Consider the following 18,201-nt stretch of genomic DNA (forward strand, 5'->3'; position numbering starts at 1 on the left):
CACACGCCGATCTCGGTGCCTTTCTCGGCGGCCAGCTGCTTGAGCCGGATCGCCGCCGACAGCCCGGCGGGGCCGCCACCGACGATCACGACGTCGTATTCCATCGATTCGCGCGGGCCGTATTGCGCGAGCAAGTCCTGTGTGGTCAAAATCCTGTCTCCTCCTGCGCCCCGACCGTCACGGTCAGAACTGGTCTTCCGTCAACGCGAGCACGCTCTCGTTGCCCTTCGCGCCGACGATCGACGCTTCGAGCGCGCCGGCCTGCACGAGGACGTGTTCCGCATAGCATTGTGCGATCGCGATCTTCGCATCGAAGAACGCCGTGTCGTTCGCGCGGTTCGCGTGCGCCGCCAGCAGCGCGCGCGCCATCTGCCATCCGCACAGCACCACACCCGCCAGCTTCAGGTACGGCACGCTGCCCGCGAACACCGCGTTCGGGTCCTGCTTCACGTTCGCGACCACGTAGTCCACCACCGTCGACAGTGCGCGCGCGCCCTTCTCCAGCTGCGCCTTCATCGACGCGGCCGCAGCGCCGTCGACCTTGCCGAGCGCCGCGACGGTGTCGCCGATCTCCGCGATCAGCGCCTTCGCCACCGCGCCGCCGTCGCGCATCGTCTTGCGGCCGACCAGGTCGTTCGCCTGGATCGCGGTCGTGCCTTCGTAGATCGCCAGGATCCGCGCATCGCGGTAGTACTGCGCGGCGCCGGTTTCCTCGATGAAGCCCATCCCGCCGTGCACCTGCACGCCCAGGCTCGCCACATCGTTCACCATCTCGGTGCTCCAGCCCTTCACGACCGGCACCAGATATTCGTAGATTGCCTGATGACGCGCCCGCGTCGCCTCGTCCGAATGGCGGTGGGCAATATCGCTGTGCGCGGCGGCCACATACGCGAGCGCGCGAGCGCCTTCGGTCAGCGCGCGCATCGTGCCGAGCATCCGGCGCACGTCCGGGTGATGGATGATCGTCACCGACTGCCTGGCCGAGCCGTCGACCGGGCGGCTCTGCACGCGCTCCTTCGCGAATTCCGCCGCCTTCTGGTACGCACGGTCGGCCACGCCGATCCCCTGCATCCCGACGCCGAAGCGCGCGGCGTTCATCATGATGAACATGTATTCGAGGCCGCGATTCTCCTCGCCGATCAGGTAGCCGGTCGCGCCACCGTGGTCGCCGTATTGCAGCACCGCCGTCGGGCTCGCCTTGATCCCGAGCTTATGCTCGATCGACACGCAGTGCACGTCGTTGCGCGCGCCGAGCGAGCCGTCCTCGTTGACCAGGAACTTCGGCACGATGAACAGCGAAATGCCCTTCACGCCTTCCGGCGCGTTCGGCGTGCGCGCGAGCACCAGGTGGACGATGTTGTCCGCCATGTCGTGCTCGCCCCACGTGATGAAGATCTTGGTGCCGAACACCTTGTACGTGCCGTCGCCCTGCGGCTCCGCGCGCGAGCGCACCAGCGCCAGGTCGGAGCCGGCCTGCGGCTCGGTCAGGTTCATCGTGCCCGTCCATTCGCCGGAGATCAGCTTCGGCACGTAGCGCTGCTTCTGCTCGCCGGTGCCGGCCGTCAGCAGCGCCTCGATCGCGCCGTCGGTGAGCAGCGGACACAACGCGAACGACAGGTTCGATGCGTTCAGCATCTCGATGCACGGCGTCGCGATCAGCTTCGGCAGCCCCTGGCCGTCGTATTCGGCCGGATGCTGCAGGCCCTGCCAGCCGCCTTCGACGAACTGGCGGAACGCCGCGCCGAAACCGGGCGTCGCCGTCACGACACCGTCCTTCCAGCTGCTCGGGTTGCGGTCGCCCTCGACGTTCAGCGGCGCCAGCACCTCGCCGCAGAATTTCGCGGATTCGTCGAGCACGGCCTGCGCCGTGTCGTAGCCGGCGTCCTCGAAACCCGGCAACTGCGCAACGGTGTCGATGCCCGCGAGTTCCTTCAGCACGAACAGCATGTCCTTGACAGGGGCGTTATAGCTCATGGTCGATGTTCCAATCAGGCGGTGAATGAAGCGCGCGGCCCGGGCGGCTGCGGCAAAACCGGCCAGCGCCAGGCGACGTCGTGAACCATCGTAATGCCGCACCGGCCGATTCCCATTGTCATATCCGGCCCACATGGTGACAAAACCGGCCACGCGATGCGCGAGGCGATGCGCGAGGCGGGCGTCCGTGCGGGGGTTTCGGGCACCGGTTTCGGCACACACGAGACGCGCAATCGGCGTGCCGGCCGGATGGATGAAGGGATGGGGCGGTGGGGTCGAAGCGCCGGCGTGCCACGGTGCCGTGAACCGGCGGCAAGGCCGGCGACAGGGCGCCGACAACGGGAATCGCCGAAGGAAGCCGGCCATGGGAGCCGGCGAAGGGAGCAGGTTATGGGATGGCGCCCCGTACTCGATGCAGCCGACGGGACGGCAAGGCCCGGCGGCGGATCGCGGGGCGGATGGTGGACGACGACAGCGCGGGCCGACGGACCGCCCCGGACTGCTTGCGGAATCCGCGACCATGGCGCGCCGGCCGCCCGCCGCTATCGCTTGTCCTGCGCCAGCACCGGATCGCCGAGGTTCACGGAGACGGCCATCCCCTGGGGCGCGGCGTACTCGGTCATCCGGCGGCGCGACAATTCGAAGTGATCGCGGACCAGTTGCCCCGCCGCGTCGGCGTCCTGCCGCTCGAGCGCATCGATGATCCGGTCGTGCTGGACGACGGCGCTTTCGAGCGTGTGCTGCATCGTGTCCGTCGCCGGATAGCGGTAGAACATCTTGCCGAGCCGCGCGTGGTCGATCAGCAGGCGGCGCAGGCTCGGCATCAGGTAATCGTTCTGCGCGATCCGGCCGATCTCGAGGTGGAATTCGTCGTTGTAGAACACGCGGTTCGCGACGTTGCCGCTTTCGATCGCAGCGCGGAAATGCGCCTGGATCGTCCGCAGCCGCGCGATGTCGTCGGGCGTCGCGTTCAGCGCCGCCAGCTGGGTGGTCGCGATATAGATCACCGGCGCCGCGATGAAGAAGCTGCGCAGCGACTGGAAATTCATCGACGTGACGCGCGGCGCCCGGTTCGGCTCAAGCTCGATGTAGCCTTCCGCGGCCATCTGCCGGATCAGCTCGCGAATCGGCGGCCGCGACATGCCGAACTCGTCGGCCAGCGCCGCTTCGTCGATCAGTGCGCCCGGCGCCAGTTCCATGTTCACGATCCGGCGCCGCAATGCGTCGCCCAAAGCCGACTTGCGATCCGCCGGTTGCGTTGCGTCCGCCGGTGCCGACTCCCCACCCGTTCCTTTCATAACGCCCTCGTCGATTTGAAGCGCGTACTATACGGCCCGCCTCGGGCCGTGGCTAGCGCCCGTCCCCTGCCCCACGGCATGTGCGCGCCGCTTCCTGTTGCTTCACGAAAGCCTCGCCACGACGGCATTCCCTGCCTCGCGCGCCCCGTCTCCCGTCTTTGCCCTCTCCACCGCCGCTCGAACCGCTTCGTACGACGCGGGTTAACCCTCGATTCCCGCGATTCGATTGTTAGACTATAGTTTGTCTACTAACTATAGTTTATTAGACGCACGACAAAATTCTTCCTGCGGATTACCCGCACAGCGCGGGACTGCAACTGCCAGCAACGACATAGGCGCGCTCGAAGGCGCGCGCCATTTCAATCAACGAGACACTGGATTCACGAATGCTCAGGGTTACTTCGCCGACGGTCGAGGAGATTGCGCAGCCGCAACGCGATGCGCGCAAGGTCAGGGTCGGTGCACTGCCTGCCGACGACGCAGCGTGCGGCTGGTACCACACCAGCCCGCCGCGCGTGCCGCGGCCGTGCCACACGGGCACCACGAAGGCGCGCTGGGGCGTGATCGGCGCCGGCTTCACCGGGCTCGCCGCGGCGCGCCAGCTCGCGCTGAACTTCCCCGACGACGAAGTCGTGCTGGTCGATGCGCAGGAAGTCGGCTTCGGCACGTCGGGGCGCAATGCGGGCTTCGCGATCGACCTGCCGCACGACATCGGCGCGGACGACTACATCGGCGACATCGATACGGCGAAGACGACCCTGCAACTGAACCTGCTCGGCCAGTCGATCCTGCGCGCGCTGGTCGACGAACACGGGATCGATTGCCACCTGCGCGCGTCGGGCAAGTACCAGGCGGCGGTCGAGCCGCGCGGCGTCGCGGTGCTCGACGCGTACCGGCGCGGTCTCGACAAGCTCGGCCAGCCGTACGAAGTGATCGAGGGCAAGGACCTGCCCGCGCATATCGGCACCGGCTTCTACCGCAAGGGGCTGTTCACGCCCGGCACGATGCTGCTGCAGCCGTCCGCGCTGGTGAAGGGGCTGGCCAACAGCCTGCCGCCGAACGTCACGCTGCACGAGCACACGCCGATCACCGACGTCGAATACGGCGACAGGATCGTGCTCTCGCATGCCGGCGGCCGCATCGTCGTCGACAAGCTGGTGCTCTCGAACAACGCATTCGGCATGCGCTTCGGCTTCCTCCAGCGCACGATGCTGCCGGTGTTCCTGTACGCGAGCCTCACGCGGCCGCTGACCGGCGCCGAGCAAGCGCGACTGGGCGGCCAGCCGTTCTGGGGCGTGATTCCGGCCGACCCGTTCGGCAGCACGGTGCGCCGCACCCACGACAACCGCATCCTGATCCGCAACAGCTTCAGCTTCAATCCGAACGGCCGCCCGAACGACCGCCATCGCGAACGCGCGCTCGCGCGCCACAGGCTCTCGTTCGAGCGCCGCTTCCCGATGCTTCCCGACGTCGAGTTCGATTACACGTGGAGCGGTTCTCTGGCGCTGTCGCAGAACCACAAGGGCTTCTTCGGCCAGCTCGCGCCGAACGTTTATGGCGCGCTCTGCTGCAACGGCCTCGGCATCACGCGCGGCACCGTGACGGGCACGCTGCTCGCCGACTGGCTGGCCGGCAAGCGCGATGCGCTGACCGATTTCCTGCTGGCGACGTCGGGCCCGAACCGCACGCCGCCCGAGCCGTTCCTGTCCGCCGGCGTCAACGCGACGCTCTGGTGGGGCCAGCGCAAGGCGGGCCTGGAGAGCTGAACCGGCCGCATCGAACGACCACCCACCGAATCCACGATTCAGCGATCGGGCGCCGCACGGATACCGCGCGCCCCACGGAGATCGCCCCATTCATCAGGAAGGAAGGAGACAACACCCTATGGCAAAAACGACGGTATCCATCGAAGACGTACCCCTCAACGGATTTCACCAGTTGCTCACCGTGCGCTCGGGCGGCGGCTGGCTCATGGACGGCTACGTGCTCAGCATCATCGGCGTAGCCATGGTGCAGTTCTCGGCCGCGCTGCACCTGACCAGCTTCTGGGAAGGCATGATCGCCGCGTCGGCGCTGCTCGGCATCTTCGTCGGCGGCTTCCTCGGCGGCTGGCTGACCGACCTGATGGGCCGCCGCCGGCCCTACTTCTTCGGCCCCGTGATATTCATCGTCTGTTCGATCGCGCAGTTCTGGGTGCAATCGGCCGAGGCGCTGTTCGTGCTGCGCTTCATCACCGGGATCGGCGTCGGCATCGAGTATCCGGTGGCCGGCTCGCTGCTGACCGAATTCATGCCGCGCAAGTACCGCGGCCCGCGCCTCGCGATGCTGACGATCATCTGGTTCTTCGGCGCGGCGCTCGCGTACATCGTCGGCAACATCCTGCTCGCGCAGGGCGGCCCCGACGCGTGGCGCTGGGTGCTGGCGAGCCCGGCCGTGATCGGCGTCGCGCTGTTCCTGGTGCGCATCGGCACGCCGGAATCGCCGCGCTGGCTGCTCAACAAGGGCCGCAAGGCGGAAGCCGACGCGGTGATCGGCAAGGTATACGGGCCGTCGTTCTCGATCCGCAACCTGCCGGAAGAGCCGGTCGACCGGAAGATCTCGCTCGGCGCGCTGCTGCACTCGGGCTACGGCAAGCGCATGCTGTTCGTGGTGCTGTTCTGGACCTGCTCGGTGATTCCGGTGTTCGCGGTCTACTCGTTCGCGCCGCGCGTGCTGCAGGCGCTGCACCTCGAAGGCGACTGGGAAGCATACGGTTCCGTCGCCATCACGCTGCTGTTCGTGGTCGGCTGTGCACTCGCCACGCGCGTCATCAACACGCTCGGCCGCCGCGCGCTGGTGATCCACAGCTTCCTGTGGTCGGCGCTCGCGCTGCTGGCGCTCGGCGCGTGCTCGAACGGCTCGGCCATGCTGATCCTCGTGCTGTTCGGCGCGTATGCATTGCTGATCGGCGGCGCGCAGGTGCTGCAGCTCGTCTATCCGAACGAAATCTTCCCGACCGACATCCGCGCGTTCGCGGTCGGCATGGGCGCGTCGCTGTCGCGCATCGGCGCGGCGGTCGGCACGTGGCTCGTCCCGATCGCGCTGCAGAACATCGGCATCGGCAACACGATGTACGCGGCGGCGGCCGTGTCGTTCGTCGGCCTGCTGGCCTCGGTCGCGCTCGCGCCCGAAACGGCATCGCTGTCGCTGCAGGAAGCCGCCTCGCTCAGTCATTGACCCGTATTTCACGCACGCCGCGGCCGCCGCGGCGTCGGCATTTCCCACGCAACGCTTACTTTCATTCCAGCGGGAGCACACCATGAACTTCAACGGCATCTACACGCCGGCCATCACGCCCCTGACCGCCGAAGGCGGCATCGACAAGGCGGCGTTCGCCGAGGTCCTCGAATACCTGATCGGCGCCGGCGTGCACGGCATCATCATCGGCGGCTCGACCGGCGAGTACTACGCGCACACGATGCAGGAGCGCATCGAGCTCGGCGCGTACGCGAAGCAGGTGATCGACACGCGCGTGCCGCTCGTGATCGGCACCGGCGCGATCCGCACCGAGGATTCGATCGAATACGCGAAGTCGGCGAAGGACATCAAGGCCGACGCGATCCTGGTCGGCTCACCGCCGTACGCGCTGCCGACCGAGCAGGAAAACGCCGCGCACGCGATCGCGGTGGACCGCGCCGCCGGCCTGCCGGTGATGCTCTACAACTACCCGGCGCGCATGGGCGTGTCGATGGGCCGCGAGTTCTTCCGCACCGTCACCGCCGCGTCGAAGAACTTCGTCGCGATCAAGGAAAGCTCGGGCAGTACCGCCCAGCTGCACATGCTCGCGCGCGAGTTCCCGAACATCAGCGTGTCGTGCGGCTGGGACGACCAGGCGCTCGAATTCTTCGCGTGGGGCGCGAGCAGCTGGGTCTGCGCGGGCTCGAACTTCCTGCCGGCGGAACACGTCGCGCTGCACCAGGCGTGCGTGGTCGAGAACGACTTCCGCAAGGGCCGCCGCATCATGTCGGCGATGATGCCGCTGATGGATTTCCTCGAGGACGCAGGCAAGTTCGTGCAGTCGATCAAGTACGGCAGCGAACTCGCCGGCCTGCGCAGCGGCGGCGTGCGCGCGCCGCTGCAGCCGCTCGACGAAGCGAACAAGGCGACCCTCAAGCAGATCGTCGCCGACGTGAAGCGCGAGATCGCGGCAGTCGTCGGAGGCCAGGCCTGATGGCGGAACTGCTCAGCGCGTCGCAATACGCGGCCATCGCGGCCGAACTGAAGCTGCCGACGCAGGCCTTCGTCGACGGGGCGTTTCGCCCCGCCAACGCCGGCAAGACATTCGCGACGGTCAACCCGGCCACCGATCAGGTGCTCGCGCACGTCGCCGCGTGCGACGCCAGCGACGTGGACGACGCGGTCGCCCGCGCGAAGGCGGCCTTCGCCGACGGCCGCTGGCGGCAGCTGCCGCCGTCGCAGCGCAAGTCCATCCTGCTGAAGTTCGCCGATCTGCTCGAAGCGCATGCGCACGAACTGGCGACGATGGAAAGCCTCGACAGCGGCAAGCCGATCCGCGAATGCCAGAACATCGACGTGCCGGAGACGATCCACACGATCCGCTGGCATGCCGAGCTGATCGACAAGATCTACGACAACACCGCGCCGGTCGGCTCGAACGCGCTCGCGCTGGTGGTGCGCGAGCCGATCGGCGTGGTCGGCCTCGTGCTGCCGTGGAACTTCCCGCTGCTGATGCTGGCGTGGAAGATCGGTCCGTCGCTCGCGGCCGGCTGCTCGATCGTCGTGAAGCCGGCGGAGGAAACCACGCTGACCGCGCTGCGCGTGGCCGAACTCGCGCACGAAGCCGGCGTGCCGGCCGGCGTGTTCAACGTGCTGCCGGGCGGCGGCAAGGAAGTCGGCGAGCCGCTCGGTCGCCACCCGGACGTCGCGATGGTCAGCTTCACCGGCTCGACCGCGACCGGCCGGCGCTTCCTGCACTACGCGGCGGAATCGAACCTGAAGCGGATCGTGCTCGAATGCGGCGGCAAGAACCCGGCCGTCGTGATGCGCGACGTCGCGGACCTCGACGCGGTCGCGCAGCATGTCGTGAACGGCGCGTTCTGGAACATGGGCGAGAACTGCTCGGCGTCGTCGCGCCTGATCGTGCATGCCGACATCAAGCCGGCGCTGCTCGAGCGCATCGGCGTGCAGATGCGTGAATGGAAGATGGGCGACCCGCTCGATCCCGAGCACCGCGTCGGTTCGCTGGTCAGCAAGACGCACTTCGACAAGGTCCGCTCTTACCTCGACCAGGCCGGCGCGGACAAGCTCGACGTGGTGTTCGGCGGGTCGACCGAGCACGGCATCTTCGTCGAGCCGACCGTGGTGGACGGCGTGAGCCGCGACAACACGCTGTTCCAGGAGGAAGTGTTCGGGCCCGTGCTGGCCGTCACGACCTTCACGGACACCGACGAGGCGATCGCGCTCGCGAACGATTCGGTCTACGGCCTCGCGGCATCGGTCTACACCAGCAACCTGAACGACGCGATTTACCTGTCGCGTTCGATCCAGGCCGGCGTGGTGACGGTAAACTGTTTCGGCGAAGGCGACATCACGACCCCGTTCGGCGGCTACAAGGCTTCCGGCTTCGGCGGCCGCGACAAGTCGATCTGGGCGCACGACCAGTACACCGAGATCAAGACCATCTGGATCGACGTACCGACCCGCGCCGCATAATCTCGTCGACACGCAGCACCCGCAGGCCGGCCGCGATCGCCACGAGCGATCGCGGCCGGTTTGTCGCATCTGCCGGGCAATCGGCCCGGCGCAACGTATTCACCCGGCATTGGCAGGAAACAGGCATGAACAGCAGGAACAGGGCGACGCTGATCGGATTCGTCGCAATCGTTTTATGGAGTTCGGTGGTAGGGCTGATTCGCGGTGTCAGCGACAGCTTCGGCGCAACCGGCGGCGCCGCAATGATCTACACGGGAGCGGCGGCGTTGCTGCTCGTGACGACCGGGCTGCCGCGGCTCGGCGATTTCCCGCGCCGCTATCTGCTGTGGGGCAGCCTGCTGTTCGTCGCGTACGAATGGTGCCTGTCGCTGTCGATCGGCAACGCGCACACCGCGCGCCAGGCGATCGAGGTCGGCATGGTCAATTACCTGTGGCCGACCTTCACGATGGTGTTCGCGATCCTGTTCCTCGGCCAGCGCGCGAACCTGCTGATCGTGCCGGGCGTGATCCTCGCGATGGCCGGCGTCGGCTGGGTGCTCGGCGGCGAGCACGGCTTCGATACGGCCGGCATGGCGGCCAATGTCGTCGACAACCCGCTCAGCTACGGATTGGCCTTCGCCGGCTCGCTGATCTGGGCAGCCTATTGCACCGTGACGATCAAGATCGCGAAAGGCAAGAACGGCATCACGCTGTTCTTCATCCTCGTCGCGCTGTCGCTGTGGATCAAATACCTGCTCGACGGCGAGCACACGATCGTGTTCAGCTTCAACGCGCTCGCCTGCTTCGTGCTCGCGTCGGCGGCGATGGGCTTCGGCTATTCGGCATGGAACATCGGCATCATGCGCGGCAACGTCGCGATCCTGGCCGGCGTGTCGTACTTCATTCCGGTCATCTCGGCCGGCCTCGCCGCGCTGCTGCTGGATGCGTCGCTGTCGCCCGGCTTCTGGACCGGCGCGTTCTGCGTGTGCGGCGGCTCGGTGCTGTGCTGGCTCGCGACGCGCAAGCGGGCGCCGCGCGCCGCGGCGCCGGCGAAGCAGTGCACGTAACGGCAGTCGTGCGCATGCGCCCGCCGGGCGCGTTCGCGCGATGCGCCGCACGTCAGATGCCGTGCGCGTCGAGGCGCCCCGCATACCAGCCGACGAACTGGTCGACGTAGTTTTCGGTGGACGGCGAGTACGGGCCCGGGATGTAACCCGGGTCCTGCGCGCCGCGATGGTTGATCGCCACCAGGCTCGCATCCTGCGCATTCGTCGCGGCCCAGACCTCGGTCAGCTTCGTCAGGTCGTAATCCACGCCCTCCACCGCATCCGCATGCACGAGCCACTTCGTGCGGACCCGCGTCTTTTCCGGCGTGAGCGGGATGATGTAGCTGATCATCGCGTGGTCGCTCATCACGTGCGTCCACGAGTTGTGCGTCCACATGTGCGTGTCGCCGAGGTCGCGGCGCGTGAGCTTGCCCAGCAGCTTCTGCGAGGCCACCCTGGTATCCATCGTCTGCGACTCGCCGTGGCCCGCGATCAGCAGCCGCTCGGTGCGGAAATGCGTCGCGACGTCGCCGGACAGCGCCTCGACCGCCTTGCACAGCCACCCTTCGCTTTCCCAGTTGCGCTGCGTGTCGGCATTGAGCTTCTCGTAGGCTTGCTGGGCCTTCAGCGACGCCTCGTCCATGTCGTCCGCGCTGGAACCGGTCGACTCGGGCAGGAACGACTGCGTCAGCTCAGGATGCCCGGCCTCGCAGTGGTAGCACTCGCGGTTGTTCTCCATCACGAGCTTCCAGTTGCCGTCCTCGACGATCTCCGACTCGAACGCGATCTTCGTGTTCTGCAGCTCGTACGGCGCGAAGCGCGGCCCCATCGTCTCCTCGAGGTGCGCGATGTCGGCCGGCGGTTCGTCGGCAAAGCACACGAGCACGTGCGTGCCGACCACCTTCACATGCACGGGCAGGAGATTGCGGCAGGTACGGTCGAAATCCTTCCCCATGTGCTTGGTGTGACGCAGGCTGCCGTCGAGGTCGTAGGTCCACTGGTGATACGGGCACACGAGCATGCCGACCGTCGACTTCCCCTCTTCCTTCAGGCGCGCGCCACGATGGCGGCACACGTTGCGATACGCGCGGATCGCTTCGTCGTCGTCGCGCACGATCATGACCGACGCCTTGCCGATGTCGACGACCGACACGTCACCCGGCTCCGGGACGTCCGCGGTCACGCCGACCACGATCCAGTGCTTGTGGAAAAAGATGTCGACGTCCGTCTCGAATACATCGGGCCGGCTGAACACTTCCCCCGGCAACCCGCAGCCCGGCTCGCGGCTGCGCACGAGTTCGCCAAGGGGCTTCAATTGAACGTCTGACATCGTCTTCTCCAACGTTGATGGGGAAGCGGGACTTCGATCGATCCCGCGTTAGCCGCAGTATTGGATTGCCGGAAAAACGCGTCAATGCGCTTTATTTTCCCCGAATCATTACATTGGATTATGGGTCGACGGGCGCGGCGAGCCGCGGCCTTCCGGGGCAATTGCGGTGTGGTCGTGCGCGCAAAAAAATCCCGCGTGCTCGAGCAAATTCGCTCGAAGGTCGCGGGACAAGGCAGTTCGCCCTGGCGGCGAAACTGCGTTCAGTGATGAGGATCGTCAATTGATCGAAACGCGCGGGGACGCATGCGGATTCCTTCTGCCCGCCCACGTCACGCGACACCGGCGTCGTCCTTCAACAGGTCGATCAGCTTCTGAATCGACGGCGTGACCGAGCGTCCGTGCGGCACGACCAGGTAATACGCGTCACTCAACGGCAGCGACACGTCCATCAGACGCACCAGGTCGCCCGACGCCAGATGCTCGTGGAGCAACCGGCTCCACCCGAGCGCGACACCCTGCCCGAGCAACGCGGCCTGAACCGCGTCCGGATACAGGCAGGTGCGCACGCCGTACTTGAGCTTGGCCGGACGCGCGCCGACGGCCCGGAACCACTTGTCCCAGCTCAGCCAGCCTTCGGACGTCGAGTCTTCCTCGATGAAGGTCATGTTCGCGAGCTCGTCCAGCGAACCCGGCGTCCCGTACCGGTCTCGCCACGCGGGCGAACAGACCGGAAACACCTGCTCGTCGAACAGCAGATGCGCGGTGCCGTCGCTCCACTTGCCGTTGCCCCAGCGCACCACGGCGTCCACCTCGGTGTGGCGCAGATCGGCGGTAAACATCGTCGTCGTGAGACGGATGCGCAGGTTCGGGTGCAGGTCCTTGAGCCGCGCGAGACTCGGCATCAGCCGGAAATGCGAGAACGCCGCCGTCGTCGCCAGCACGAGCTCTTCGTCTTCCATGCCGGTCGACAGCCGGTCGAACACGCCGGCGATCTTGCCCATCGCCTCGGCCACGACCGCATGAAGCGCCGCGCCTTCGGCGGTCAGCGTCGTCGCACGGTGCAGGCGGTCCAGCAGGCGCACGCCGAGCAGTTCCTCCAGCTGACGGATCTGCCGGCTGACCGCGGCCTGCGTGACGCCAAGCTCGGAAGCGGCCTGCGTGAAGCTGCGCAGCCGGGCGACGGCCTCGAACTCCACCAGCGCCGTCAACGAAGGGATCAGTCGCCGATAACCTTTTGCACCGTCCATGCCCGCTTCACCGTGAACCTGTTGTAGGCGGTTGAGTTGCCTGTTTCGTACACGCCACCGACGGGCGGGCGGCAATCCGTGCCGCGCGCCCGCCGGTGGCCGAACCGCCGAGACGGGATGACGATCCCGCGCCTGGGTTCTCCGTTACAGCGACGCCTTGATCTTCTCCGCCGCGGCCGGCGTCACCCACTTCGTCCACACGTCCTGCTTTTCCTTCAGGAAGCGCTTCGCGCCGTCGTCGCCGGTGGCCTGGTTGGCCGTCATCCAGAGCATGACCTGTTGCAGGTCCGCGGTCTTGAAGCTGCGCGTGTTCAGATACTTCATCACGTCCGGACTGGCCTTGTCCGCGAACGACTTGGCGACCAGCGTATACAGCTGCCCGACCGGCCAGCCCGTCGGCTTCGGATCGGGGCAGTTCGCCACCGTCGTGCAGCGCTTCCATTCCGCCTGATCGACCGGCACGCCGGCATCGAGCTTCACCATCTGGTACTTGCCGAGCAGCGACGTCGGCGCCCAGTAGACGCCAAGCCAGGGCTTCTTGCGTTCGTAGGCCTTCGCAATCGACCCGTCCAGCCCCGCCGCGGACCCCGTATCGATCAGCCGGAATCCGGCCTGCTCCGCCTTGTACGCCTTGAACAGCTGCGTCGTGTTGGTCGTGATCCCCCAGCCTTGCGGGCCGTTGTGGATCGCCCCCTTGCCGGGATTCTCCGGGTCGGCGAACAGCTCCGGGTGCTTCAGCGCATCCGGAATCGTCTTGATCTCGGGATGCGCATCCGCGATGTACTTCGGGATATACCAGCCGTAGACCGCGCCCTCCTGAATGGTCTTCGCGCCCATCACGATCTTCTTTTCGTCGATCCCGCGCTGCACGATCGCCGGGAGCAACGCAATGGCCCCTTCCGACACGATGTCCGGCTTGCCCTTGTCGACCATCGACGTGATCGTCGGCACGGTATCGCCGATCACGGTGTTCACCTGGCAGCCGTAGCCTTCGCCGAGGATCGCCTTGTCGACGGCCGCTTCCAGCTCCGCACTTTGCCAGTTCATGTTGGCGATCGTCACGTTTCCGCAACCGGCAGCGTAGGCGTGCGAGCCGCCGCAGAAAGCCCCAGCTGCCACGAGTGCCCCAAGAAATTTCAGTTTCATTGCCGTTTCCTCAAAGTTGCCGGACCTTCCCCGGTATGCGTTGGTCTGTACGCCCTTCCGTGTCCGGTACGAACCGGAAACTGTCGAGCGCATTACTGCGGGCACATGCGATCGTTCGAATCGCCGGCCTGATAGCGAGATGCGGATCAATGGTCTTGCGCGGACGTCACGGGTGCGCTCACCCGCGCGCCGCCGCGACGGAGGCCTCCACGCGTGTACGCGCGTCCCGCTGCACGTGCGGCAGGCCGGTTGCTTCTTCCGGCGTCGCCAGCGCGCAGGCCAGCTGACGCAGGTCGACCGTGCCGAGCGGATGGTTGCCTTCGCCGACGACCGTCAGGCGATCGACATCCGGATCGCGCGTGAACATCGACAGCGCGCATTCGAGCGTCGTGCCGGCCGCGACCCGCATCCCGGCCGTCGCCGCGCTCGCGCGCAGCGGCGCCATCACGTCCTCGACGCAGACCACGCGCCCGCGGTTCACCTGCCTGACGAAGTTGGTCACGTACTCGTCGGCCGGGCGCAGCACGATGTCCTGCTTCGTGCCCTGCTGGACGATGTTGCCGTCGCGCAGGATCGCGATCTGGTCGCCGAGCCGCAGCGCCTCGTCGAGGTCGTGCGTGATGAAGACGATCGTCTTGCGGATTTCCTTCTGCAGATCCAGCAGCACGGTCTGCATGTCCATCCGGATCAGCGGGTCGAGCGCCGAGTACGCTTCGTCCATCAGCAGCACGGGCGCGTCCATCGACAGCGCGCGAGCGAGGCCCACGCGCTGCTGCATGCCGCCGGACAGCTGATTCGGATAGCGTTGCTCGAAGCCCTTCAGGCCCACGCGTTCGAGCCAACGCATCGCCGTGTCGACCGACGTGTCGCGCGCCACGCCGCACACTTCGAGGCCGTAGATCACGTTCTCGAGCACGTTGCGATGCGGCAGCAGCGCGAACTTCTGGAACACCATCGCCGTCTGGCGCCGGCGGAATTCGCGCAGTTCCTTCAGTTTCATCCGGCACACGTCGACGCCGCCGATCAGCACCTCGCCGGCCGTCGGGTCGATCAGCCGGTTGATGTGGCGGATCAGCGTCGACTTGCCCGAGCCGGACAGGCCCATGATCACCTGGATGGAACCGGCGGGAATGTCGAGGTTGATGTTCCTCAGCCCCAGCACGTGGCCGGTCTGCGCAAGCAGTTCGGCCTTGGACAAGCCGTTCTTGACGGCATCGACATGGGACGCGGCTTTCGGCCCGAAGACCTTGTAGAGATTGCGGATCTCGATGCCGCCGGATTTGATGTCAGCCATGGACCACCTCCTGGTGCTTTTGAAGCCGCTTGCCGTAGGCCTGGCTGACGCGATCGAAGATGACGGCGATGCCGACGATCGCGAGGCCGTTGAAGATGCCGAGCGTGAAGTACTGGTTGGCGATGGCCTTCAGTACCGGCTGGCCGAGCCCCTGGACGCCGATCATCGCGGCGACCACCACCATCGCGAGGGCCATCATGATGGTCTGGTTGACGCCGGCCATGATGGTCGGCAGTGCAAGCGGCAGCTGCACCTTCACGAGCCGCTGCCAGCCCGACGAACCGAACGCGTCGGCGGCTTCGATGATGTCCACGTCGACCAGCCGGATCCCGAGATTGGTCAGGCGGATCATCGGCGGAATCGCGTAGATCACGACCGCGATGAGACCGGGCACGCGCCCGATGCCGAGCAGCATCACGACGGGAATCAGGTAGACGAAGCTCGGCATGGTCTGCATCACGTCGAGCACCGGATCGACCAGCTTGCGGATCCGGTTCGACTTCGCCATCAGGATGCCGACCGGCAAGCCGATGAGGATCGACAGGAACGTGCAGACGAAAATCATGGACACGGTTCGCATCGTGTCCTCCCACATGTCGAGATAGCCGATCGCGGCAAGCGTGACGAAGCAGCCCGCGACGATCTTCCAGTTCCGGCTCGCGACCCATGCGACTGCAAGCACCAGCAGCATGATGATCGGCCACGGGGTGCGCGTCATGAAGTGCTCGGCCGCCGTCAGGAATTGCTGTAGCGGCTGGAACGCCGCGTCGATCGGGTCGCCGTACGCGGCGGTAAAGGCGCGAAAGCCGTCGTCGATCGAGCGCTTCATGTTCAGAAGCGCGTCGTCCTGCATGTGCGGAAACGTGTGTATCCAGTCCATTTTTTTCTCCATCATTCCGATGCCTGCCGATCCGCCGGCGTGTCGGGGTTGTCCTTCATTCGATGCCGGCCGACCATTCCTTGACGCTCAGGTTGGCCGCCGCGCCGATCGTCAGGAACGGTTGCGGCGGCAACCGCTTCGGCGCCGCGAACCCGCGGAACACCTGCACGAGCCACGAATCCATCCCCAGCGCCGCCTCGGCGGCCGCGATGCCCGACGCCGTCGCCTTGGTCGCGCCGACGCCGTTGCATGCGATCGCCGCGAAGAGGCCCGGCTCGATTTCGCCGAACGCCGGCACGCCGTTCCACGTCAGCGCCATCGCGCCTGCCCAGCGGTACGCCATCGGCACGCCCCCGAGCATCGGGAAACGTGCGTCGAACTTGCGGTCGTGGACGCGGCCCGCGCGTGCGATCGCGCCTTCGGTCACCTGCAGCCGCGGGTTGTACGTGTAGCGCGAGCGGATCAGGATCCGGTCGCCGTCGTCTCCGCGCACGCGACGCACCGTGGTCCCCATCGGGAACGCGGGCGTCGCGGCCCATGCGCGCTCGCCGCCGAGCCGCGACGGATCGAATGCCTGCGTCATCGATGCATACGTGTAGACATGCATCAGCACGCCTTTGAAGAGACCGAAACTCTGTGCATGCCCGTTGTTCGCCAGGATGATCTTGCCGGCGTTGACGGTGCCGTTCGGGGTCTTGATGCACCACGATGCGCGCTGCCGCTCGAGCGACAGCGCGGGCGTATTCTCGAAAAGCCTGACCGAACCGCGGAATGAATCGGCGAGCCCCCGGATGTAGGCCGCCGGCTGGATCATGACGGTGCCGGGCGTAAAGATCGCCGACGTGAACGACGGCGTGCCGGTGACCGTCGCGATCTCTTTCGCATCGAGCAGACGATATGGTTCGTTTACCTTATCGAGCTGGACCGCATAAGAGGCGACATGCTTGTCGCCTTGCGGCCCCATCGCGACGTTGTACTTCCCGCACGGGTCGAAGATGTCCTTGCCCCAGCCCTTCTCGAGCGCCAGGTCGCGGGCCAGCGCGATCGCCATCCGGTGCACCTGGATGTCGTGTCGCCGCTCGTCGCTGCCCGAGCCGCCATAGTCTTCCGACGACACTTCGTGCGGCAAGTCGATGATGAAGCCCGAATTGCGGCCCGTCGCACCTTCGGCGACTTCGCCGGCCTCCAGCACGACGACCGTCAGGCGCGGATCGAGTTGCGACAGGCGCCGCGCCGCGGACAGGCCGGCGAACCCGCCGCCGATGATCGCGATGTCGGCATTCACCGTGCCGGTGAGCGGCGCGCGCGGTGCCCGCGGGGGCAGCATCTCGACCCAGCCTGACTTGCCGAGATGCTGCGGGAGTTTGCTCGCTACGAACATGATGGTTCACCCGCTCCGTTACACGGCCCGCCGTTCGCGCTCGACCAGCGCGCCGACGGCGGTCTGCAGTGCGTCGCGCTTCGCGGCGGACAGCCGCGACAGCGGGCGACGCGGGTTGCCCGCGCCATAGCCGGTCATTTCGGCCGCGGCGTAGACGGACTGCACGTAGTCGCCTTCCCAGATCAGCGACATCGCGGGCTCCAGCAGTCGCCAGCATTCCCGCGCGTCGTCCCAGCGATGTTCCCGCGCGGCCGCGACGAGTTCGAGGCAGGTCTTCGGCGCGAAGTTGGCGCCGCCCCAGATCAGGCCGCTGACGCCGGCATACATCGCATACGGCACGAGCGGATCGGCGCCGTTCATCATCGGCAGGCCGGTGCGGACCAGCGCGGCCTGCTTCGCCAGGTCGCCGCTGCTGTCCTTGACCGCGAGGAATTCGGGAATCTCGCACAGCCGGCGCAGCAGCGACGGCGTGATCTCGACCCCGACCGCCTGCGGCACGTTGTAACCGATGATCGGCAGCCCGCCGCGCGCGACGGCGGCGTAGAACGCGAATACGCCGTCGTCGTCGGTCGGGCCTTCGAAGAACGGCGGCAGCACCATCACGCCGCCCGCCCCGCAATCGGCCGCATGACGCGTGCGCTCGACGACATCGTCGACGAGCAGCGCGGACGTCTGCGCGATGACGCGTGCCCGCCCGTTGATGACCTTCGCGCCGAATGCGACCAGCGCCTTCGATTCCTCCTGCGACAGATACACGTGCATGCCGGTGCCGGAACTCAGCACGAAGCCTTCGATGCCCACAGCGAGATAGCGCTCGATCAGTTGCTCCAGGCGCGCATGATCCGGTTTCCCGTTCTCATCGAAAGGAGTACTGATTGCCAGGTTGATGCCGGGGAAAGCAAAATCTTTCATGT

Annotated in this window: 15 protein-coding genes; 5 read left to right on the forward strand and 10 right to left on the reverse strand. The window is 66.7% G+C overall.

Annotated features, from left to right (window positions below):
* The 3 genes from DIE21_RS38290 to DIE21_RS18385 form a co-directional block, all read right to left on the reverse strand.
* Positions 1–149: FAD-dependent oxidoreductase (locus DIE21_RS38290; protein WP_124499042.1), on the reverse strand; the 149-nt coding region annotated here is incomplete at its 3' end.
* Positions 150–183: 34 nt separating this feature from the next.
* Entirely contained in the window at positions 184–1,974 is a 1,791-nt protein-coding gene (locus DIE21_RS18380) for an acyl-CoA dehydrogenase (protein ID WP_124499043.1), read from the reverse strand.
* A 542-nt stretch (positions 1,975–2,516) separates the two neighbouring features.
* Positions 2,517–3,272: a GntR family transcriptional regulator gene (locus DIE21_RS18385; RefSeq protein ID WP_124499044.1), complete on the reverse strand. Its 756-nt coding sequence runs from the start codon at positions 3,270–3,272 to the stop codon at positions 2,517–2,519.
* A 563-nt stretch (positions 3,273–3,835) separates the two neighbouring features.
* Here DIE21_RS18385 and DIE21_RS18390 point away from each other — a divergent pair.
* The 5 genes from DIE21_RS18390 (at position 3,836) to yddG (ending at position 10,030) form a co-directional block, all read left to right on the forward strand.
* A complete protein-coding gene (locus tag DIE21_RS18390; RefSeq protein WP_260426857.1) occupies positions 3,836–5,038 on the forward strand; it encodes an FAD-binding oxidoreductase in 1,203 nt (400 codons plus the stop codon).
* A 118-nt stretch (positions 5,039–5,156) separates the two neighbouring features.
* Positions 5,157–6,488, forward strand: coding sequence for an MFS transporter (locus DIE21_RS18395; protein ID WP_124499046.1), 1,332 nt, complete (start codon positions 5,157–5,159; stop codon positions 6,486–6,488).
* A gap of 82 nt (positions 6,489–6,570) precedes the next feature.
* On the forward strand, positions 6,571–7,482 hold the full coding sequence (locus DIE21_RS18400; protein ID WP_124499047.1) for a dihydrodipicolinate synthase family protein: 912 nt from the start codon (positions 6,571–6,573) through the stop codon (positions 7,480–7,482).
* Positions 7,482–8,984: an aldehyde dehydrogenase gene (locus DIE21_RS18405; RefSeq protein WP_124499048.1), complete on the forward strand. Its 1,503-nt coding sequence runs from the start codon at positions 7,482–7,484 to the stop codon at positions 8,982–8,984. Before DIE21_RS18400 ends, DIE21_RS18405 begins: the two co-directional genes overlap by 1 nt.
* A 125-nt stretch (positions 8,985–9,109) precedes the next feature.
* On the forward strand, positions 9,110–10,030 hold the full coding sequence (yddG, locus tag DIE21_RS18410; RefSeq protein ID WP_124499049.1) for an aromatic amino acid DMT transporter YddG: 921 nt from the start codon (positions 9,110–9,112) through the stop codon (positions 10,028–10,030).
* A gap of 52 nt (positions 10,031–10,082) precedes the next feature.
* Here yddG and DIE21_RS18415 read toward each other — a convergent pair whose 3' ends face one another.
* The 7 genes from DIE21_RS18415 to DIE21_RS18445 form a co-directional block, all read right to left on the reverse strand.
* On the reverse strand, positions 10,083–11,339 hold the full coding sequence (locus DIE21_RS18415; RefSeq protein ID WP_124499050.1) for an SRPBCC family protein: 1,257 nt from the start codon (positions 11,337–11,339) through the stop codon (positions 10,083–10,085).
* A 329-nt stretch (positions 11,340–11,668) separates the two neighbouring features.
* Positions 11,669–12,586 (reverse strand): LysR substrate-binding domain-containing protein, encoded by a 918-nt coding sequence (locus DIE21_RS18420; protein ID WP_124499051.1) that lies wholly within the window; start codon positions 12,584–12,586, stop codon positions 11,669–11,671.
* Between the two features lie 144 nt (positions 12,587–12,730).
* On the reverse strand, positions 12,731–13,732 hold the full coding sequence (locus tag DIE21_RS18425) for a glycine betaine ABC transporter substrate-binding protein (RefSeq protein WP_124499052.1): 1,002 nt from the start codon (positions 13,730–13,732) through the stop codon (positions 12,731–12,733).
* Between the two features lie 178 nt (positions 13,733–13,910).
* Positions 13,911–15,026, reverse strand: coding sequence for a glycine betaine/L-proline ABC transporter ATP-binding protein (locus tag DIE21_RS18430; protein ID WP_124499053.1), 1,116 nt, complete (start codon positions 15,024–15,026; stop codon positions 13,911–13,913).
* Positions 15,019–15,906 carry a proline/glycine betaine ABC transporter permease gene (locus DIE21_RS18435; RefSeq protein ID WP_124499054.1) on the reverse strand — a complete coding sequence of 296 codons (888 nt, stop codon included), beginning with the start codon at positions 15,904–15,906 and terminating at the stop codon, positions 15,019–15,021. The genes DIE21_RS18430 and DIE21_RS18435 overlap by 8 nt, the downstream gene beginning before the upstream one ends.
* 55 nt (positions 15,907–15,961) lie before the next feature.
* Positions 15,962–17,287, reverse strand: a complete 1,326-nt coding sequence (locus DIE21_RS18440; RefSeq protein ID WP_124499055.1) for an FAD-binding oxidoreductase — start codon at positions 17,285–17,287, stop codon at positions 15,962–15,964.
* Between the two features lie 18 nt (positions 17,288–17,305).
* Positions 17,306–18,199: a dihydrodipicolinate synthase family protein gene (locus DIE21_RS18445; protein WP_124499056.1), complete on the reverse strand. Its 894-nt coding sequence runs from the start codon at positions 18,197–18,199 to the stop codon at positions 17,306–17,308.
* Between the last annotated feature and the right edge of the window lie 2 nt (positions 18,200–18,201).

Source organism: Burkholderia sp. Bp9140, assembly GCF_003853425.1.
Lineage (GTDB): Bacteria > Pseudomonadota > Gammaproteobacteria > Burkholderiales > Burkholderiaceae > Burkholderia.